Source organism: Psychrobacter sp. 1Y11, assembly GCF_052259045.1.
Lineage (GTDB): Bacteria > Pseudomonadota > Gammaproteobacteria > Pseudomonadales > Moraxellaceae > Psychrobacter.
Map to the genome: position 1 here is coordinate 60,750 of NZ_JBQQER010000006.1, position 20,477 is coordinate 81,226.

Genomic DNA, 20,477 nt, shown 5'->3' on the forward strand with positions numbered 1-20,477 from the left:
GACCATGATTACTAGTAAAAACGAGCAAGCTTATCTTGATTTACTCCAGTACGTGTTGGCTCACGGTACTGAAAAAGGCGATCGCACGGGTACCGGTACCTTAAGTCATTTCGGCGCACAATTGCGTTTTGACTTAGCAGAGGGCTTTCCCTTACTGACCACCAAAAAAATACATCTCAAATCTATCATTTACGAGCTACTGTGGTTTTTAAGCGGTAGCACTCATGTCGATTATTTGCAGCAAAATAACGTACGCATTTGGAACGAGTGGGCCACCGCCGAGCAAACCGCGCGATTTAACCGTCCGGCGGGTGACTTAGGCCCTGTCTATGGTCATCAGTGGCGTAATTATGGCGCAACTAAAAACACCAATGACAGTAATAACAGTGCTTATAATGATGACGGCGTCGATCAGATTGCAGAAGTAGTTGAACAGATAAAAACCAATCCCAATTCCAGACGTCTCATCGTCTCTGGTTGGAATCCAAGCGAGGCCAATCAAGTCGCCCTGCCGCCTTGTCATACACTGTTTCAGTTCTTTGTCGCTGATAATAAACTCTCCTGCCAGCTCTATCAGCGCTCAGCCGACTTATTCCTAGGCGTGCCCTTTAACATTGCCAGTTACGCCCTATTGACGCATATGATCGCGCAAGTTTGTGACCTACAAGTGGGCGAATTTATCTGGACCGGCGGTGATTGTCATATTTACCAAAATCATAGAGAGCAAGTAGAGTTACAGCTCACTCGCGAGCTTTATCAGCTGCCGACACTGGCATTAAATAAAGAAGTGAAAAATATTTTTGCTTTTACTTTCGAGGACATCAGCGTTGACGGTTATGAATCGCATCCGGCTATTAAAGCGAAAGTGGCGGTTTAAGCGACTGAACTGTGGAATTAAGAAAACTGTAAAACTAGAAAATTAATGAATAATAAAAGGGATAAGTTATGAGTTATGCGCATACCGAAGTTGCCCAAATCGCCGCGATTAGTAGCAATCGCTGCATCGGTAAAGACAATGAATTGCCGTGGCATATCTCGGCTGATCTACAGCATTTTAAGGCTATGACCACTAAGCAAAACGATGGGGATACAGATAGTATTCAAGGCATCGTTGTTATGGGACGCAAAACGTTTGAGTCGATGGGCAGTAAGCCGCTCCCAAAACGTGTCAGCTTTATCATCAGCACTCAGCTTGATTACGCTGAGCAAAAAAACCTAACCGACCGTGATGATGCTTATGTCGTGCATAATTTAGACGATGCCTTGACGCAAGCGGCAAGCCTCGCTCATGGCGCGCATTTAGATACAATCTGGGTTATCGGCGGCGAAAAGGTATTTAAAGATGCCATGATGTACACCGATCGTATCGAGCTGACCCATGTCGATACAAAGATCAATGACGGCGATGCGTTTTTTCCGGAGCTTCCAAGCGACTTTGTCGCGGCAGAAAAGTCTGACTCTCAGCATGATGAAAAAAGTGGTTTAGACTTTCAGTTTGTGAGTTATAGAAGAAAAGAAAGTTAATCTTTAGCTTATAAAAAAACCAGGCTTTGAATAGCCTAGCTTGAATCAACGACATTTGAACTTTTACATGAGTATAAAAATAACTAGTGGTCGAAAACTTTACTCATGTAAAACCTTATAAATCGTCTTGGCAAGCACGGGTCCGATACCTGTGACGCCAGCCAACTCCTGCTGCGATGCACCTAGCAATTGCTGCAAGCCGCCAAAATGATTGAGCAAATCACGGCGACGCTTTTCACCCAATCCCGGAATCACTTCTAGCACCGAGGACGAGCGGCGCTTATCGCGTTTTTTACGGTGCGCGGTAATCGCAAAACGGTGCGCTTCATCTCGAATATGCATCAATAAATGTAGCGCTTTACTATCCATCGGTAAATCAAGCGGCTCATGATCGATAAAGTGTAATACCTCAAGCCCAGCCTTGCGCCCCTCGCCTTTTGCCACACTAATCAGCAGCGTATCATTAAGGATACCCAGCTCTGTTAGCACTTCTTTGGCGATACCAAGCTGTCCTTTACCACCGTCAATCAGTAATAAATCCGGCAAAGGCTGTTTTTTATAACGTCGTGTCAGCACTTGCTTCATCGCGGCATAGTCATCACCACCTTGAATATCATGAATGGCATACTGACGATAGTCGCGTCGGCGCGAACCGCCCTGATCAAAAACTACGCAGCTCCCGATGGTCGCCTCACCCATAGTATGCGAGATATCGAAACACTCAATCCGGTCGATGGCTCTATCAGTGACATCAGCAAGCACATCTTTTAAGGCATTAAAGCGCGCGTGCAGCTCAAGATAATCGCCAAGCTTAGTCTTTAGCGCATTACTAGCGTTGAGACTGGCTAAATCTAACCATTCAGCTCGGTGTTCACGTACGTTAGTCTTGATAGTGACTTTACTGCCAAAGTGAGTCGCTAGCGCCTCGCTGATGGCTTGCTGATCTGGTAGCTTATGACTTAAGATAATCTCGCTTGGCAAGTCATCGGTCACCTGAAAATAAAACGAGGTAATAAAGGCGGATAAGTTATCAGCGATAGGCTCGCTGCTATCGACATCGGGGAAATAGTTCTTACCACCAAGCACGCGGCCGCCGCGCACGTTCAGCACATTCACTGTCGTCATGCCAGCTTGGCTAGAGATGGCGATAACATCAGCCTCGCCTTGTACGGTATAGACCGCTTGCCGCGCTTGTACTTCGCGCAGCATCGATAGCTGGTCACGATAAAACACCGCTTTTTCGAAATCTAGCGCTTCGGCGGCGCCTTCCATTTTTTCGATCAAAGCACTATGAATATCACTAGAGTCGCCTTTTAAGAAGCGAATCGTATTATTGACATCTTCAGCATACTCTTCTGGCGACACGAGCCCCACGCAGGGCGCACGGCAGCGCTTGATCTGATACTCCAAGCAAGGGCGTTTGCGTTGTTTAAAAAATGTATTAGTGCATTGGCGCATCTGAAACATTTTTTGCATCAGCACCAGCGTCTCTTTGGCGGCATGCGCTGAGGGAAAGGGTCCAAAGAAGCGGCCTTTTTGATGGTTGCCTTTACCGCGGCCATAAGCCAAACGCGGATAAGGTTTATCAGCGGAGATAAATACATAAAGATAAGACTTATCGTCACGCAGTAGCACGTTATAAGGCGGCCGGTATTCTTTAATTAGGTTTTGTTCGAGCAGCAGCGCTTCGGTCTCACTACGGGTAATAATGGTTTCTATATTATGAATACGCGCGACTAAAGCCCGAGTTTTTGGGTGATCGATGGTCTTTGCAAAGTAGCTATTGACGCGGCTTTTTAGCGATTTGGCTTTACCAACGTAGAGAATATCGCCATTTTTACCTAGCATTTTGTAAACGCCTGGCAAATTAGGCAGACGCTTAATCAGGTGCTTAAGACGAGCTTTTCTGTCGTCTTTACTCTCGATTTCAACAGCATCTTTATTATCGTCTGCACTTTTATTATTGTCTGCACTAGCATTTTTGCTAGCGCCATTGTTGACATCATTACTTATGTTGTCGTCAGCATTCGATTCTGAAACTTTAACCATAACTGCTAAAACTCTCAAAGATTTTGAATTACTATTATTTATGGGGAGCTGCCCACTAGATTACAAGATGGAAAACAACAACCTTATCAAGCTATTAGCAGCTTTACTGCCCATCTTTAACATTCGTCCTATCTAAAAACTATTTAGCAAAATGCAAATGCAAAAAAGCCAGCATTAAGCTGACCTTTTTATCGCTACCAACGATTTCTTACCTTAGCAAGACTATTTGAGCTGCGATAAGATAGCAACTTCACGGATGTAGCTCGCTAAATCCTGTTCGGACTCCATCATGAGCTCATCGTCTTGGGTGTGTTTGGCATATTCAATCCATAACAGTAATTGATACAAGCTATTACGCTCGGAAGCAGTATACTGCTTGATGAATTGCTTAAGCGTGCTTTCATCATTGATATTAAGCCTACCGCGCCAGCTTTCTATCTTGGCAACTTGCTCATTAGGGAAAAACGCCTCAAAGAGCGCTTTGATGAGCTCGTGACGATTCTCTTCACTGATCAACTTGCCGACACGCTTAGTCTGCCGATTACGCGCATTAGCGCTAGTAATATCGGCTAAAGCCATCAATTCTGCCATAAAATAATCACTGGCAGGCAAGGTTTTTAACTGCTTTTTCGATAAGTTAGCCAAAGGTATCGACAACGCTTGCAGCCGCTCATGGGATTTTTTGAGTTCGGTACGCGAAACGCGCATGTCTTGTTCTGACCAATCAATCATAAAAGCTCTCTAAGAATAATGGAAATAAAGGATAAAAAATAACGACTGCAAGTAAAGTCACTCTAGTCAGTTGAAATTAAACCTGTGATATGTTTAAGCGCGCTACTGGGATGAATTTAACGCAGCCTCTGTGAATACAGCACACAAGTAAAATTTATACCAGTAGCGCTATACCATTTTTAAAGTGTATCGACTATATAAAAAACAAACGACTACCAGCGATTTTTTTCGCGGTGCTTAGCGACTATAGTTAACGCCTTTGGTAGATGCTGAGTCAAATGGCGTTGTAGCTTTTCAGTAATAAAAACCGAACGATGCTTGCCGCCAGTGCAGCCGATAGCTACGGTTACCGTATGGCGGTTATTATGCAAAAAATTGGGCAGCCAGCGCGTGAGGAAGGTAGCAATATCATCGCTCATCTCGCTTACTTCTGGATAATCAGCAAAGAACGCTGCAACTTCGCTATCTAGCCCAGTCGCACTGCGTAGAGCAGTGTTCCAATGCGGGTTAGGCAAAATCCTAACATCAAAGACAAAATCAGCATCGATAGGCGTCCCATATTTGAAACCGAACGATAGCAGATTAACGATAATCTTGTTATCCGCCCCGACTTGATCGCGCAGACGCTCTTTGAGCTGATGAATATTAAGTTTACTAGTATCGATAGTAATATCGGCGCAGCTAGCGATGGGCTGCAATAATTCGACTTCTCTTTTTATCGCGGCTGGCAGATTGTATTTGGTGTTTTCAACACCGTCAGCATCTTGCGCCATTAGCGGGTGCACACGGCGAGTCGCGTTAAAGCGCGCAACTAAGATATCCTCTTGCGCAGTGACATAGATCACTTGTACTTTTAACTCGCCATAGCGCTGATGTAGCTGCTTTTGAATCGCTGCAAAGTTAGACAAGTCAGCACGCGGTGAGCGAATATCAACGCCTAAAGCCACGCGCTTGATATTACTCTCATTAACAAGTTTATGCGCCGCTTCAGGAACTAGCGATAACGGCAAATTATCAATAGAATAATAGCCCAGATCTTCTAAAGTATTGAGCACTGAGGTCTTACCTGAGCCTGAGCGCCCAGAGACAATAAGTACGCTTAACTTATCATCGCTAAGTGATGGCGTTTGAGTATTTGCGCCGAGTTTGTCCACTTCCATGCTATTACCCTAATCCATAAGCTGATTAATAAATACGCTTACTGCGTTCTAAACGACCGAACGAACTGTCTCTATCCTACGCTATTTATTTAGCGCTAATAAGATTATTTAACCCATGGGTTGTCTAGTCGTACCAATTGATTATCCAGCAGTCTTGCCTGCCCTAGTTTTGCGGCGACTAGAATAATCAAATCTTGCTGATTTTCTTTAAGATAGGACGCTTCAAAAGTAATAGGCTGCAAATCGGTAGTTTTTACTTCTAGATAGTCTATAGCAAAACCCGCTGCAGTAATACGCTGAGCCGCTCGTGTTAATAACGATTGCAATACTGAGTTATCAAAGCTATCTTCTGCTATTTTTTGTGCTAATTGATCAGCGAAATTTACTAATACTTGATGTAAAACGGGTGCGGTTTTGCGCTCAGTATCGGTTAAATACTGGTTGCGAGAAGATAAAGCTAAGCCGTCCTCCGCTCGCACAATAGGCGCACCAATAATCTCTACCTGATAACTTAAATCCCTGACTAATTGCTTGATAATCGCTAATTGCTGATAGTCTTTTTGCCCAAAAAAGGCCACATCAGGCTGCACAATATTAAACAGTTTAGCGACGACGATACCGACGCCATCAAAATGCGTCGGACGCGATTGACCACATAATTGCATAGCTATCGCGCCAGCCATAACCTTAGTAGGCGGTGGCAACAGCGGATACATCTCATCAATACTAGGCGCAAACACGTAATCGGTATCGACGCTTGCTAGCTTAGCAACGTCAGCCTCAAGAGTGCGTGGATAACTCTCAAAATCCTCACCAATACCAAACTGGGTTGGATTAACAAAGATACTGACTACCACAATATCAGCCTGCTGTTTAGCCATTTTGACCAGTTGTAGGTGTCCAGCATGCAAGTTACCCATCGTTGGTACTAAAGCAATACGCTGCTGACTACGCAGAGGCTTTAAGGTGTCTTGCAAACTAGCGATATGATGATGAATGATAGGCATCAAAAAGTCTTCTTATCTTGGTATCGGATGAGATGTGATTGCTATATCTGTTTAATGGTGCGTGAAACGCACCCTGCTAACTACTAACCCAAAATATTTCTAGCTAATCAAACTGATGCTGCGCTTGCGGAAAGCTACCCTCGCGTACCGACTGCTGGTACAGCGCAAACGCGCCTTCGATGCTACGCTCAGTGTTACGCTCATCAGTCAAGAAATCATGAATAAATCTTGGCGCCCGGCCATGCACCATGCCTAGCATGTCATGCATGACTAACACTTGACCGTCGGTATCTGCTCCGGCACCGATGCCGATGACCGGTACCGCGACCGCTTCAGTCACCGTCTTAGCTAAATCTGCAGGGACGCATTCTAAGACTAACAGCGCCGCGCCCGCTTCTACCACTGCTTTGGCATCAGCTAATAATTTATCCGCCGCTTCATCGCTACGGCCCTGAATCCTATAGCCACCAAAGACATTGACCGACTGCGGCGTTAAGCCTAGATGCACACAAGTTGGCGTACCCGCTTGCGCTAAAGTGGCGACCAAACGACTAAGTTCACGCCCGCCTTCTATCTTGATGACATGAGCGCCTGCTTGCATCAGCTGCCGACTGTTAGCAATGGCTTCAGCTTCAAGTGCATAACTCATAAAAGGCAAATCCGCCAAGATCAGAGCCTGCTTATTACTACGCGCGATATTCGCCGTATGGTATGCCATATCAGTGACAGTTACCGGTAAAGTCGAGTCATGACCTTGCACCACCATACCTAAGCTATCGCCGATCAAGATGGTATCGATTTGCGCCTTTTCCATCATCCGTGCAAACATCGCATCATAGCAGGTGAGGCAAGTGAATTTGGTGCCGTCTTTTTTAAACTTTTTGAGCGTAGATAAAGTCGTCATATGACCCTCAATGACTTGATAAAAGTATTTTTAAGTGGCTAATGATATAGAAAAACTTCAGTAGTTAGCTTAGCAATCACTTGATAAGCTTAAGCCCGCTCCAGTCTGCGCTCAATGGATAGGCTGAGACAGGCTGATCCTTAATCATCAGCTCAGGCGCTAGCTCTCGTAGCGGTACCAACATAAAGTTGCGCTCATGAAGTCCAGCATGCGGCACTATCAGCGTCGGCTCATCGATTTGCTGCTGACCATAAAGCAAAATATCAACGTCGAGACTGCGCTCGCCCCAGCGCCGTAAACGTTCACGCTGTGCTTGCGCCTCTAATTGCTGACAAAAAGCTAGCAGCTCTAAGGGCGTTAAAGTCGTTTCTACTTCCACCACCGCATTGATAAAATCGGGCTGATCTTGCGGGCCCATCGGCGCTGACGCATAGTTAGAAGACACTCGTAGCTGACGCACAGCAGTGTGCTGCTCTAAGCTGACAAGCGCTTGCTGCAAATGCTCAATGGGCGAGCCTAGCTCATTGCTTAAGTTACTGCCTAAGCCTAAATAACAAGTGACCCAATTATTACTATCAAGCATTATCAGTACTGGGCTGACGGCGGCGGCGTTTGGCAGGTATCGCGCCTTTATTGGCAGCTGTTTTTGCTTCAGTAGCGTTAGCCTTGCCAACGGATTTAGCAGTCGAAGTTTTCTTTTCAGCTTTAGCTGACGAGGACTTGGCAGCTTTATCATCTTTGGAAGCATTATCTTTTTTAGAAGAATTGCCGCCTTTAGAAACATTACCATCTTGCAAAGCTTGGTTATCTTGCTTGCTAGCTGCTAACTCTTTATCTGCGCTCTTATTGACTGCAGGTTTAGACAAATTTAAGGGCTTACGGCGACGCTTGCTAGGGATGGGTTCGCTACTTTTAGTACTCGCCACTGATTTGGGTGTTTGCGGTATTGCCATGGTCACTGAAGCTTCTGAGTACTTAGCTTTTGACGGCTGAGCTTGTGCCTTAGCAGCTGCCGATGATTTAGCTGATTTGGCCTCCGCTTTACTCTCCACTGGCAAGCTAGCGTTTTCTTGGTTTGCAACAGCGGCTTTATTTTTAGCAGAGACTTTGCGGCCGCTAGACTTAGTCATTTTGCTAGGGCTAGCTTTATCATTGCCATTAACACTGTTGCTATTATTCTCGCCATCCACCTGTATTTTGAGCGGTGGCACTACTCTTTCGTGTTCAATCACAAACAATGGCTTTGGCGCGGCAGGTTTTTTGTGCGATTGCTTCGTTGCTGCTAGTGACAACTGCTGCAATTGCTCAAGCTCTTGGCTATCTTGTTTCAGTTGCTCAGGGCTAGCAGCTTGCAGATTATTGTTCTGAGTAGCTACTTTGTCACTGTTGCGGCGGCGACGACGCGAGGGTACATTCGCAGTGTCATTTGCGGCTTGATGAGTATGGCTCTGATTGACTTTAACTTGGTCAGGATTGCTGTGTGCATTAGCTTGAGCAGTGTCGTTTTGCTTTTGACGATTACGCCCGCGTCCACGTTGTCCCTTTTTATAAGCGCCGCGGCGAATATTTTCATCAAAATCAGCTATCGCTTGCTGCTTGTCTTTTTCAGAGAGCGTTTGATAAGTCTGCCACCACTCACCCATGCCATTAGTGGATTCAGATAACGGATGATCGGCATCACCGCATTGTTCACGCAGCAGTAAAAAGTCAAAACCGGCGCGAAAGCGCGGATGCTCAGCCAATTGTTCAATTTGTTTATTACGCGGCGCGGCAAGCTTGGGCTGCAAAATCCAGATATCGCGGATAAACTGCTCGGCAAACTTCGGAATAGCAGTCTTGATGCGTTGACGGTCAATCACTTTACCCGCGGCATGCATTTGCGCTTCAGCAAAAGGCATATTGCGATTTTTGGCTTTTTCTAGCTGATGTAGATAATTCTCCCACAATAAAGCGGCGTAGAAGAAAGCCGGGTTGATACTCTTACCGGCCGCGATGCGCTTATCGGTATTGATAGCGACTTGCTGCACTAATGGACTTGGCTCAGAGGGCGGATAGATAATGAGACTATCGATAGCGCCATATTCAAATAAAAGCGGCAATAAAGGCACCAGATAGCCGCCGGTAAACATTTTTTGCGTCTCATCATAGAGGCGATGCGGCGAGATTTGCTCAAGCAGAGCCCAATTGCTATCGTGAAACTGCTCGGATAGCTCCTTATCAAACTCAAAGCCTAGCTTGGCCTTAAAACGTAGCGCACGTAGCAAGCGTACTGGATCTTCTTCGATACGTACCGGCGCATGACCTAACAAGCGAATGACTTGATTATCAATATCCTCAAGCGCCCCGCAAAAATCATGCACCACGCCTTTGAGCGGCTGATAATATAGCGCATTAATAGAGAAGTCGCGACGGGCAAAGTCTTGTTTGATATCGCCCCAGACGTTGTCACGCAAAATCATACCGTCTTGATTGGTACTCGCATTATTATTAGGCGGCCCACGAAAAGTCGCCACTTCAATGAGCTCGCGGCCTGAGTAGACATGCGCCAACTGAAAGCGACGCCCGATAATGCGGCAACGCTTGCCAAACACGTCTTTTATCTCATGAGGCTTGGCATCGGTGACCGCATCGAAATCTTTGGGCTGCAGTCCCAATAAGGTGTCGCGCACGCCGCCACCGACGATATAGGCATCAAACCCTGCTCGGGATAAGGTGGCAATCACTTCGGTAATGGAATTGGGTAATTCAGATTTATTTAGTTCTAACTGCTTGGCGGCACGCTCGGCCATGCATCTACTCCTCGCCGGTATTCTGTCGTTCCTAATAAACACAGCGCTTATCAGGCAAACATATCGGCTAGTTTAACAAATTTTAGGCTTGATTGCTGCATTATGACATTTACTTACAGCCAATTTGCTAAAGATGGATAATAAAAGTTAAATAAATAGTCACTCTATATTTTAGAGAACGAAAAACTAATTCTGCACGCGCATTCGTGCTCGATTGTTCTCAATAGTTTTGGCTCCGATGCCTTTTACTTTTTCTAGCTCATCAACGTTTTTAAACGCGCCAAACATTTCACGGTAGAGAATAATCTCTTGCGCTTTGCTACTGCCGATACCGTCAAGCGTTACTAGCTCGCCCTCGCTAGCACTATTTATATTGACGACTGCCTGCTCGCGCGCTTGGGTCTCATACTTCTCTTGCGCTAATAGATACTCATAAGCTTGCTTTGGATCCGCATAACAAACAGCCGCTTGTACCTTTGTCATCATAAAATATAGGGTTAAAAGGCATGATAACGTTCTCAATAAAAGGTTTGAGCGCTTGACATACTTTAGCAACTTTAGATTATTGACAAGGCTATAAAGCGCGTTCATGCTGTTTGGCAGACTCCCAAAGCGCGTCCATCTCGTCGATATCGCTATCCTCCAAGCTTTTGCCTAACTGCGCTAACTGTGCTTCGATATAACCAAAACGCGACTTAAACTTATGCACGCAAGTCAACGTTGCCGCTTCTGCATCTAGATTGAGCTTACGCGCCACATTGACTAAGGCAAACACACAATCGCCAAGCTCTTTTTCGATATCGCTAATACTCGCTTTTATCTCAGCCTTAGACTTATCGCTAATTTCCGCCTTTAACTCCTCAATCTCTTCTTCTAATTTCTCAAAAGCACCTGTCACCCCTTCCCAATCAAAGCCTAACTTTGACGCTTGGCTTTGTACCGATTGTGCTTGCATCAGCGCACTGCCCGCCTTAGTCGCATCCAAACGACGACGCGGTTTGCCACGAGCTTCATCGGCTTGACGCTCCTCAAGCTTGATCTCATCCCAACGCGCTTTGACCGCCGCCTCATCTTTGAGGCTCTCTGTCTCAAACACATGCGGATGACGGCGAATCAGTTTTTGTTGCAAAGTGGTTATCACATCGCTCAGATCAAAACGTCCTTGCTCAGCGTAGAGCTGACAATGAAAAATCACTTGCAATAACACATCGCCAAGCTCGCCTTTAATATCCTCATCGTCATCGGTCTGCACTGCTTCTGCTAGCTCATACGCCTCCTCGATAGCATAAGGAATTAGGCTATGATTGCTCTGTTTTTTGTCCCAAGGGCAATCCGCTCGCAGTCGCGCCATTAACGCTAACAAATCACTTATCTCGCCAGTGGCTTTAGGTGTGCCTACGACTGGCTGCGGAGGTAGGGTTTTAGTTTGGTCTGCATTTACAACAGTTGCATTATTATCTTTAGTAGTCATTAACACAATCACTCTTATTTCTATCGTTTAACACGAATCGTTTATAGCGGTTTATAAGTTAGTGTATCATTGAATAGTTATTTAATAATAATGCTCTCTACCTTTAAGCTTAGGAATATCTATTTTATGTCTACTGCCAATACTGCAAGCTATCAGCCTACGTCTACCTTTATGCCTATCACTATAAACTCCTTTAAAGCCTACGATATACGCGGTGAGCTTGGCGTGACTCTCGATGAAGACATAGCTTACCGAATTGGTCGCGCCTTTGCTGAGATTCTTTATAAGAGATACCACGCAGCTGCTGACTCTAGCGATTTGACATATCTCAAGCCTGCTATTGCTATCGGCAGTGATATCCGCCATTCAAGCGAGCAGCTTAAACAAGCGGCTATTGCGGGTATTATCGATGCCGGTGTCGATGTTATAGATTTGGGTATGACCGGCACCGAGGAGGTGTATTTTGCCACTAGCCATTATCAGACTTTGGGCGGTATCGAGGTCACCGCTAGCCATAATCCGATCAACTATAATGGTCTAAAGCTAGTCAAAGAGCACTCAAAACCCATAAGTGCTGATGATGGTCTAGCTGAGATTCAAGCGCTCGCTGAATCAGGAGACTTTGCTAATCCTAAACAAAAAGGCGCTCTTGAAGTACTAGCTGATAAGAGCGCTTATATCGAACATATCATCGACTTTATCGATATCGACAAGCTCAAACCATTAAAAATTGTTATTAACTCGGGCAATGGTAGCGCCGGTCCGGTGGTGGATTTACTAATCGATAAATTAGCGCAAGCGGATGCCCCTATTGAAGTCATCAAACTGCATCACCAACCTGATGGCAGCTTCCCTAATGGTATTCCTAATCCGATGATTTTGGCCAATAGAGAGTCCACTCGGCAAACGGTGCTAGAGCATAATGCCAATTTGGGCATTGCCTTTGATGGCGATTTTGATCGCTGTTTTTTGTTCGATGAGACTGGCGAGTTTGTCGATGGCAGTTACGTAGTCGGTATGCTCGCACAAGCGTTTCTTAATAAATACCCAAACGAGTCGATTGTTTATGATCCGCGCGTCATTTATAACACCGAAGCGGTGATCAAACAGCACGGGGGTCAAGCGGTCATTAGTAAATCAGGACACTCTTTTATCAAGCAAGTGATGCGTGAGTCAGAGGCGGTGTATGGCGGCGAGATGTCCGCCCATCATTATTTCCGCGATTTCTTTTATTGCGATAGCGGTATGATACCGTGGTTACTCACCATCGAATTATTATCGATCACTGGCAAGAGCTTATCAGAACTCGTCAATGGTTATATCAGCGCTTATCCAAGCTCAGGCGAGCTAAATTTTCGTCTAACTAGCAGTGATGCGCAGGCGATCATTAATGATATAGAAAGTAAATTTGCTGACGAACAACCGAGCAAATCCACCCTTGATGGGCTTAGTCTCGACTTCGGTCAGTGGCGCTTTAATTTGCGGGCATCTAATACCGAGCCGCTGATCAGGCTCAATATAGAGACTCGTGGTGATGAGAATTTACTTAATACGCAGGTTAATGAGATTAAGGAGTGGTTAGCTAAGCAAGGCGCGGTGTCGGCTTAAAGACTTACTTAGCGCGCCCAATACCAACATAAGCGCCAACTAACTTATCAATTTGAGCACGTGATAAAGCGTTTTGCGCATCAAAGATAGGCATAGCTTGTTGATTAAGCCGCGCTATGTCTAGTTGGTGCTGCGGTGAGAGGCTGATAATAAAGATCGCCTGCGCTGCCTCCATCTGCTGATAAGGACTATCAAGCAGTTGCAGTAAGGGCTGCTGTCCGTAGTGCTTAGCAAGCGAGCTTTTGGCTTTATCACTATAGACTAAGGTCTTAATATTATAAGACCACAGCAGTGCGAGTAGTGGATGAATGGCTGAGCCTGTGGTGCGCCCTGAGCCGGACTTATAGCTGCCGCCCCAAATCATCACCGTTTTATTATCGATAAAGCCATCAAAATGCTGCCAAAACTTACGAAAGATCAGCTCTTTTTGATCATCATTGATATGCAGCACCGATTGCAATAATGGCATAGTGACACTGTTTTCTTGTGCCGATTGCTGTAGCTTGTCAAGCTCAGTGGGTAGCGTATGACCGCCAAAGCCCCAACCGGCCTGCAGATAGCTACTGCCTACCCGCGCGTCAAGCCCCATAATAGCGCTGACTTGTCCGATATCGACTTGCTGACTGTCCGCTAAGCGGGAGAGCTCATTCATAAAGCTGACCCTAGTTGCGAGCATGGCCATAATACTACTGCGCGCAAACTCGATAGTGGCGATATCGGCATGATGATAGGCGCGGGCATGTTGTAATAGCGGCTGCAGCACGGTTAGCTGATGACTACTGTCAGGCGTTTTTTCGCCCAATAGCCACAATGACGGCGTTAGCATCGAGCTATAAGCCTCGCCATCTTGCAAAAACACAAACGGCACGTAATAGACCCAAGCGCGCTGCAAGCGCTCCGCTACCTTGGCAATATGACCGAGCTTTTCGATACCGCTAATAATAATAGGAATAGTCTGCTGATGACTATGATTAAAGGCCATTACCCAATTATCATCTGTCCAAACGCTTTTGATACTCTCCAAAAATAACCAATAGCAGTTCACTTGCAGAGGCTTTGTTTGTTCTTGACTCTGACTATCCGCGCTTTCATAACTTCGAATAAGTTCATCCGCGCTAGTCGGTAATGCACATTTAACGATTTGCTGCTGCTGTCCATATAACTGCCACAATGCTTGCAAATGGCGCTCAAAGCCATACAGCTCTACTTGCTGCTCTAAGACTCTCAGATCTGCATAGAGGTGCACGGTATGATCGAGACTCGCTAACACCACCGCGCTAGTGATGGCCTCGATACTATGACCGATGATCACGCAGACCGCAGATGATTCGGTGTTCAACGCATTGTTATTAGTAGCGTCAACAGCAGATTTAGGACTCATAGCACTCTCTTCATTATCATTATCTCAACAGCAAAGCTAGTGAGATGTTCTTTGCTTGCTCTCATTATGTAAATAACTGCTTGATATGCTTAAGTAGCTGATTGGTGGAGCTATCAAAAGCGGCAGCGCTGCCTTGCTGCATAGCCTGATAGACGGTTTCGGCCATCTGCTTACCCATCTCTACCCCCCATTGATCAAAAGGATTAACATCCCATATGCTCGCCATGACGTAGACTTTATGCTCATATAAGGCGATCAGCTCGCCTAAGCTATGCGGGGTCAGCTCATCGAGTAGTAAGGTCGTAGACGGCTGATTGCCGCGATAATGTTTATATTTATCCGTCGCACTAATGTCAGTTGTAGAGCTATCGGCGTCGACCTTTGCAATAGCGGCATTACCGAACGCTAGTACTCGGCTCTGTGCCAAACAATTAGATAAGGACAGCTCATGCTGATGCTGCAGCGAGGTGTTTCGTGCCTCATCACTATAATGACGCACGCAGGCGATAAAATCGCAAGAGACGTGCTGGGTACCTTGATGTAGCAACTGATAAAACGCGTGCTGAGCATTGGAGCCAATCTCGCCCCATAGAATCGGACAAGTATCATAATCAATATGGCGACCTTCATGCGTCACTGACTTACCATTACTCTCCATCTCCAGCTGAGTCAAATAGCTTGGCAGATACTCCAGCCGTCCATCATAAGGTAGCACGGTATGAGCATGTATCTGCAAAAAGGTACTATTCCAAACCGCTAGCAAGCCTAGCAGTACTGGCAAATTATCCTTAAAATCAGCGCTAGCAAAGTGCTGATCCATGCTATGCGCGCCGGCGAGCAGTGCGCGAAACTGCGGCATACCGATACGAATAGCGATAGCTAGGCCAATCGCCGACCATAAAGAAAAACGGCCACCCACCCACTCCCAAAGCTGCAACTGATGCTCGGGATGAATGCCCCATGCCGTCATCTTGGCACTATTAGCGGAGATGCCGATGAAGTGGCGACGCAGCACACTATCTTGCGATCCTAAGTATAAAGTCGCAGTCGCTAATAACCAAGACAGCGCGGTCTGAGCATTAGATAAGGTATCGACGGTGCCAAAAGATTTGGAGGAGATGATAAATAGCGTAGTCTCAGCATCCAAGCGCTTAAGTAGGTTATCGAGCTGCGAGCCATCCATGTTGGAGACGAAATGCACGATAATATCGGTATCGGCCCACTCATCGAGCGCGGCAGTAGCCATCAAAGGCCCAAGATCTGAACCGCCAACGCCGATATTGACCACATCGGTAATGGCTTTGCCAGAGAACCCGCGCCAAGTACCATTACGGATGCGCGCCGATAACCGCTCAACTTGCTGCAAGCTATGATGCACATCACGGACAACGTCCTGCTCATCGACGACTAACTCAGCGCTCTTAGGCAATCGTAGCGCCGTATGCAGCGCCGCCCGCTGCTCGCTAGTATTGACCATAGCGCCTTGCAGCAAATCGGTGATACGCGTGGATAGCTCACAGCTCTCAGCCAAACTCAGTAAGCGCTCTAGTACCGACTCATCGATACACTGCTTGCTGTAGTCCATATACAGGCTACCTGCCTGCGCCTGAAAACGTTGGGCTCGGCTGTCATCCTGTGCAAACAGCTCAGCTATCGACCAGCTCTGCTCGGCGAGCTGCTGCAACTGCGACCAATACTCTGAGTCGCGAGCACTGCTATAAGTTTTATGATCGTTGATAGCGTTCATCGACTACTCTTCATCCGCGAGCTGCTGCTCAGCAAAATAAATAAACGCCTGCATATATGAGCGCATATCACCAGCATCATAGCTCTCACCGCACATGGTAGTGACATTGACGCCAGACTCACTAATTAGCGCATCGATAGCATCGGTCAGCTGAATCTCACCACCGACCGAGGCGGTAGTCTGCGCTAAATAGTCAAAGATTTGGTTGCTAAATACATAACGCCCGACGACCGCTAAGCGAGAAGGCGCATCTGCTAAGTTGGGCTTTTCCACAAACCCTGCTACGCCAAAGCTAGCATTGACATCTGTATTACCGCCAATGTCAGTCGCGCTATCGATAAGCTTCGCTATGCCATATTTATGCACTTCGCTATCAGCGACTTGCTCAACCAGTATCTGCGAGTGACCATCATCAGCAAAAGCATTGAGCATAAAGGCTAAGTTATCACGCTGCATATCGGTAGTAAAAGGATCTAATACGACATCGGGTAGCAATACAGCAAAATCATGCTCGCCGATGATAGGACGCGCTGCCAATACCGCATGACCTAAGCCCAAAGCTTTGCCTTGACGGATCACTGAGACGCTGACGTCATCGGGTAGCCAATTGAGACTATCAGCAAGCTCATCTTTGCCTTTACTGCGCAATTGCGTATCCAGCTCGGCATTGATATCGAAGTAGTTTTCAATCGCGCTTTTTTGTGCATGGCCAACGAGGACGATATGCTTGATACCGGCGGCGATGGCTTCTGCGACCACGTAATGAATAGCGGGACGATTGCCCAATGGCAAAAGCTCTTTGGGTACGGACTTGGAGAGTGGCAGCATACGAGTGCCGAAGCCTGCAACGGGGATGACGGCGTGGGTTATTTTTTTCATAAAGGTTTGGTTATATTAATAAGAAGAAAATAGAAATTATAAAATGCTATTAGAGAACTATAAATCAATAAACTCAATAATGCGTTGTAACCATTTATCATAATTGTAATTTTGTAGTACATGATCACTGGCATAGCGCATCATCTCAACTTGCTGCTTAGTATAACCTTTGGATAATTGGGCGAACAATTCATCCGCTTGCTCTTTATTATCAATAACTTCACACATCCCTTCAAAGCGGGTACTGACTGACAAGCTGGGATTGGTCACTGCCAACCTTCCACAAGCCATAATCTCAATCAAACGACGAGAAAACATACTTGAGGAGTCGGTCACGGTGTTGACGTTTAGGCAGTGTGAGTACTGTCTGAATAGCTCACCTGTCTGATCATAAGGCACAGCAGGTTTGATGGTCATGTTCGGTAGGTCAGGATAGCGATAGACGTCAGATTTACGATCAGAGTTGCGGTCGACGATGGTCAGCCCATAAGGAGAGGCGGCGGTAAATGCCATATCCTGCCATTGGCGGCGTGCATCATGGATATGATGGCTGTAGCTCCCGACAAATAGGCTTTCATTATAGCGAGGTGGTAGAGAGGTGGGATGATGAAACTTAGGCTGCACGGCAAAGGGTAGCACCCCTACTTTCACGCTCTTGCCTAATATAGAGCGATAACGCTGAACGCAGTTCTCATCAACCGTTAGAATATATTTGAATAAACTGGCAGAGTCGATAAAGCGGTTAAAATGAGCGCCGTCTTCTTTATTCCAAAATACGGCTGGGATATTATGTTTGTCTGCAAGCTCTAAGAGTTTACGCAGATCGACATTATTGCGTTCAGGGTAATCAGGATAGTTGGCTATCTTATAGCGCCACTTATCTTTGTGACCGCGCCATGCTGATTCGACTAGGATGAAGTCTGGTTTAAAAAATTTAAAAACTACAGACCAATACTTATTAGTAAGTTGAAACAGTTTACCTGTACTATCCTTGATAGCCACTCCAGTTAGCTTATCACTGACTATTGCTACTTTAAAACACTTAATTGTAGCACTTATCATTTTAACCACTCTTAGTAAGTTAAGTTGTTTTTTAGTCTCCTATATATAGTCGATCCACTATAAAACAAACACAGCGGTACTAGGATAAATTTTTCGCAGACTTTGTCTGCATAGGCACAAAAAGCAAGAAAAATTTATCTCAGTAGCGCGTTATAATATTTGTACTTTTTTTATTTAGGACTGAATATATAGGTTCCTTATAAAAACAACTAATTATAATTTAAGCTTTACTACTATAGTATTCCGCATTGAGTACCATCATAGACATTTTTCACGTTCTACCATACCGATCTTCAAATCTGACAATATCATCTTCACCCAAATATGATCCAACCTGCACTTCTATCATCTCAAGATCAACCTTACCAGGATTTTCTAAACAATGCGTTGCCCCTAATGGTATATAAACAGATTCATTTTCAGTCACTAGCTTTTCGTGACCATCAACGATGACTTTAGCGGTACCTGATACTACAATCCAGTGCTCAGCACGGTGATGGTGCATTTGTACAGACAGCTTTTCACTAGGTTTGACCGTGATGCACTTAACTTGATAACGATGGCCACTATCAATAGAGTCATATTTACCCCAAGGCCGATAAACCTCACGGTGGACACTATGTTCTTGACGTTTATCTGCTTTTATTTGGTTGACAATACGCTTGACTTCTTGCGACTTATCTTTGGATGCGACTAGCACTGCATCTTTAGTTTGAACAACAATAGTATTATCTAAACCCACTGTCGCAATCAATCCGGTTTCGGCAAATATATAGTTATTATGACTATCAACAGTCAGCACATCGCCTGTGATAACGTTGTCATCTTTATCTTTGTCAGAAACTTCCCATAAAGATGACCATGCCCCTACATCGCTCCAGCCTACATCCATGGCAATCACGACAGCTTCAGTGGTTCTCTCCATAACAGCATAATCAATAGACTCAGCAGGACACTTAAGAAAGCTGTCTTTATCGATACGCATAAAGTCTAAATCAACATCAACGTTACTCATAGCTTTATTACAGGCATTAAAAATATCTGGACGATGACGCTCTAACTCATCCAAATAATTTTGTGCTTTGAAGGCAAACATACCACTATTCCATAGATAGTTGCCACTATCGAGGTAAGCTTGCGCAGTCTCTAAATTAGGCTTTTCAACAAACTCTTGAACCTTAGAGCCTACTTCACTCCCTGTAGAATCATATTTGATATAGCCATAACCCGTTTCAGCAGAATGCGGCACAATACCGAAAGTAACCAGTTTATCTTGCTGCACATAAGACTTCGCTTGTGATACTGCCTTACAAAAAGCATCTTCATCCAATACAACATGATCAGCAGCTAAGATTAATAGCTCAGCGTTGTCCTTGTACTTAGACGCATAAATTGCGGCTAAGGCAATGGCTGGGGCAGTATTTTTCCCTACCGGCTCAAGGATGATATTATGGTCTAAATGACCAATCTGGCGCAGTTGTTCAGCGACGATAAAGCGATGCTCTTCATTGCAGATAACCAATGGCGGTAAGCACTCCAAACCTTTTAGGCGGAGAATAGTTGCCTGCAGCATCGTTGTCTGACCATATAGCTTTTGAAACTGCTTCGGAAAGAGTTCACGTGATAACGGCCATAAACGGCTTCCCGTTCCACCTGCCATAATTATCGGTAGAATCATAATCCTTATCCTAAATTGATTGGTACTTAGTTACTGATACTAAAAATAAGCTTTGGTATTTTCGTGTACATGAGCATCATTGAGTAAGTCGTTTATCGCAAACCATTGGTATTGATGATGCTGATCTAGAGGAAGCATATCAAAGCTAACATCCACAATCAGCTGGTACCCTAGAGCTATATAGTGCGTGGATGTTCCACTATCAAAAATACTGTCTGCATACAGATGCTCAAACACGCCTAAAAAGCATGCCTCATCTAATGGAAACTCTTGATCTAGCTCAGCGCATGTCAAACGCTTAAATGCCTGAGCTAGCGTTTCATTCTTACGAATACGACCACCAGGCACAAACCAATATCCCTGCGCTGGACGATTGTTTCTTCTCCCTAATAACACCTGATCTTGAGCATTTTTAATGATTAGATCAATCGATACCAGCGGCGTATTTTGGATAATGGTTTGAAAGATTTTTTTATCTAAATACAT

18 protein-coding genes are annotated in these 20,477 nt (G+C 45.4%); 3 read left to right on the forward strand and 15 right to left on the reverse strand.

The window, feature by feature from the left end:
* Positions 1 to 4 precede the first annotated feature (4 nt).
* Together ACTXGJ_RS06930 and ACTXGJ_RS06935 are read left to right on the forward strand one after the other, a co-directional pair.
* Positions 5 to 877: a thymidylate synthase gene (locus ACTXGJ_RS06930; RefSeq protein WP_443565477.1), complete on the forward strand. Its 873-nt coding sequence runs from the start codon at positions 5 to 7 to the stop codon at positions 875 to 877.
* Positions 878 to 945: 68 nt separating this feature from the next.
* On the forward strand, positions 946 to 1,524 hold the full coding sequence (locus tag ACTXGJ_RS06935) for a dihydrofolate reductase (RefSeq protein ID WP_439242328.1): 579 nt from the start codon (positions 946 to 948) through the stop codon (positions 1,522 to 1,524).
* Between the two features lie 99 nt (positions 1,525 to 1,623).
* Here the strand turns inward: ACTXGJ_RS06935 and uvrC are convergent, their stop codons facing one another.
* From uvrC to mazG, 9 genes are all read right to left on the reverse strand, one after another.
* Positions 1,624 to 3,573: an excinuclease ABC subunit UvrC gene (uvrC, locus tag ACTXGJ_RS06940; protein WP_443565478.1), complete on the reverse strand. Its 1,950-nt coding sequence runs from the start codon at positions 3,571 to 3,573 to the stop codon at positions 1,624 to 1,626.
* Between the two features lie 222 nt (positions 3,574 to 3,795).
* Positions 3,796 to 4,305, reverse strand: coding sequence for a ribosome biogenesis factor YjgA (gene yjgA / locus ACTXGJ_RS06945; protein ID WP_439242324.1), 510 nt, complete (start codon positions 4,303 to 4,305; stop codon positions 3,796 to 3,798).
* A 212-nt stretch (positions 4,306 to 4,517) separates the two neighbouring features.
* Complete coding sequence (gene rapZ, locus ACTXGJ_RS06950; protein WP_439242322.1) at positions 4,518 to 5,465, reverse strand: RNase adapter RapZ; 948 nt, start codon at positions 5,463 to 5,465, stop codon at positions 4,518 to 4,520.
* A 104-nt stretch (positions 5,466 to 5,569) separates the two neighbouring features.
* Positions 5,570 to 6,472, reverse strand: a complete 903-nt coding sequence (panC, locus tag ACTXGJ_RS06955) for a pantoate--beta-alanine ligase (RefSeq protein WP_439242320.1) — start codon at positions 6,470 to 6,472, stop codon at positions 5,570 to 5,572.
* A gap of 103 nt (positions 6,473 to 6,575) precedes the next feature.
* A complete protein-coding gene (gene panB / locus ACTXGJ_RS06960) occupies positions 6,576 to 7,376 on the reverse strand; it encodes a 3-methyl-2-oxobutanoate hydroxymethyltransferase (protein ID WP_443565479.1) in 801 nt (266 codons plus the stop codon).
* A gap of 76 nt (positions 7,377 to 7,452) precedes the next feature.
* Positions 7,453 to 7,959 carry a 2-amino-4-hydroxy-6-hydroxymethyldihydropteridine diphosphokinase gene (folK, locus tag ACTXGJ_RS06965; protein WP_439242316.1) on the reverse strand — a complete coding sequence of 169 codons (507 nt, stop codon included), beginning with the start codon at positions 7,957 to 7,959 and terminating at the stop codon, positions 7,453 to 7,455.
* On the reverse strand, positions 7,952 to 10,165 hold the full coding sequence (gene pcnB / locus ACTXGJ_RS06970; protein ID WP_443565480.1) for a polynucleotide adenylyltransferase PcnB: 2,214 nt from the start codon (positions 10,163 to 10,165) through the stop codon (positions 7,952 to 7,954). The genes folK and pcnB overlap by 8 nt, the downstream gene beginning before the upstream one ends.
* 186 nt (positions 10,166 to 10,351) lie before the next feature.
* The gene (locus tag ACTXGJ_RS06975; protein ID WP_443565481.1) at positions 10,352 to 10,651 is read right to left on the reverse strand and encodes a ComEA family DNA-binding protein; all 300 of its coding nucleotides are present in this window, start codon (positions 10,649 to 10,651) and stop codon (positions 10,352 to 10,354) included.
* A gap of 88 nt (positions 10,652 to 10,739) precedes the next feature.
* Positions 10,740 to 11,636, reverse strand: a complete 897-nt coding sequence (mazG, locus tag ACTXGJ_RS06980; RefSeq protein WP_443565563.1) for a nucleoside triphosphate pyrophosphohydrolase — start codon at positions 11,634 to 11,636, stop codon at positions 10,740 to 10,742.
* Between the two features lie 126 nt (positions 11,637 to 11,762).
* Between mazG and ACTXGJ_RS06985 the strand changes: the two genes are divergently transcribed.
* A complete protein-coding gene (locus tag ACTXGJ_RS06985; RefSeq protein WP_443565482.1) occupies positions 11,763 to 13,244 on the forward strand; it encodes a phosphohexomutase domain-containing protein in 1,482 nt (493 codons plus the stop codon).
* A 4-nt stretch (positions 13,245 to 13,248) separates the two neighbouring features.
* Here the strand turns inward: ACTXGJ_RS06985 and ACTXGJ_RS06990 are convergent, their stop codons facing one another.
* The 6 genes from ACTXGJ_RS06990 to ACTXGJ_RS07015 form a co-directional block, all read right to left on the reverse strand.
* Positions 13,249 to 14,625 carry a UDP-glucose/GDP-mannose dehydrogenase family protein gene (locus tag ACTXGJ_RS06990; RefSeq protein WP_443565483.1) on the reverse strand — a complete coding sequence of 459 codons (1,377 nt, stop codon included), beginning with the start codon at positions 14,623 to 14,625 and terminating at the stop codon, positions 13,249 to 13,251.
* 64 nt (positions 14,626 to 14,689) lie between these two features.
* Positions 14,690 to 16,372 (reverse strand): glucose-6-phosphate isomerase, encoded by a 1,683-nt coding sequence (gene pgi, locus ACTXGJ_RS06995; protein ID WP_443565484.1) that lies wholly within the window; start codon positions 16,370 to 16,372, stop codon positions 14,690 to 14,692.
* 3 nt (positions 16,373 to 16,375) lie between these two features.
* Positions 16,376 to 17,251 carry a UTP--glucose-1-phosphate uridylyltransferase gene (locus tag ACTXGJ_RS07000; protein ID WP_439242304.1) on the reverse strand — a complete coding sequence of 292 codons (876 nt, stop codon included), beginning with the start codon at positions 17,249 to 17,251 and terminating at the stop codon, positions 16,376 to 16,378.
* 57 nt (positions 17,252 to 17,308) lie between these two features.
* Positions 17,309 to 18,313: a CgeB family protein gene (locus ACTXGJ_RS07005; RefSeq protein WP_443565485.1), complete on the reverse strand. Its 1,005-nt coding sequence runs from the start codon at positions 18,311 to 18,313 to the stop codon at positions 17,309 to 17,311.
* Between the two features lie 271 nt (positions 18,314 to 18,584).
* Positions 18,585 to 19,991: a mannose-1-phosphate guanylyltransferase/mannose-6-phosphate isomerase gene (locus ACTXGJ_RS07010; protein WP_443565486.1), complete on the reverse strand. Its 1,407-nt coding sequence runs from the start codon at positions 19,989 to 19,991 to the stop codon at positions 18,585 to 18,587.
* Positions 19,992 to 20,030: 39 nt separating this feature from the next.
* A complete protein-coding gene (locus ACTXGJ_RS07015; RefSeq protein ID WP_443565488.1) occupies positions 20,031 to 20,477 on the reverse strand; it encodes a GDP-mannose mannosyl hydrolase in 447 nt (148 codons plus the stop codon).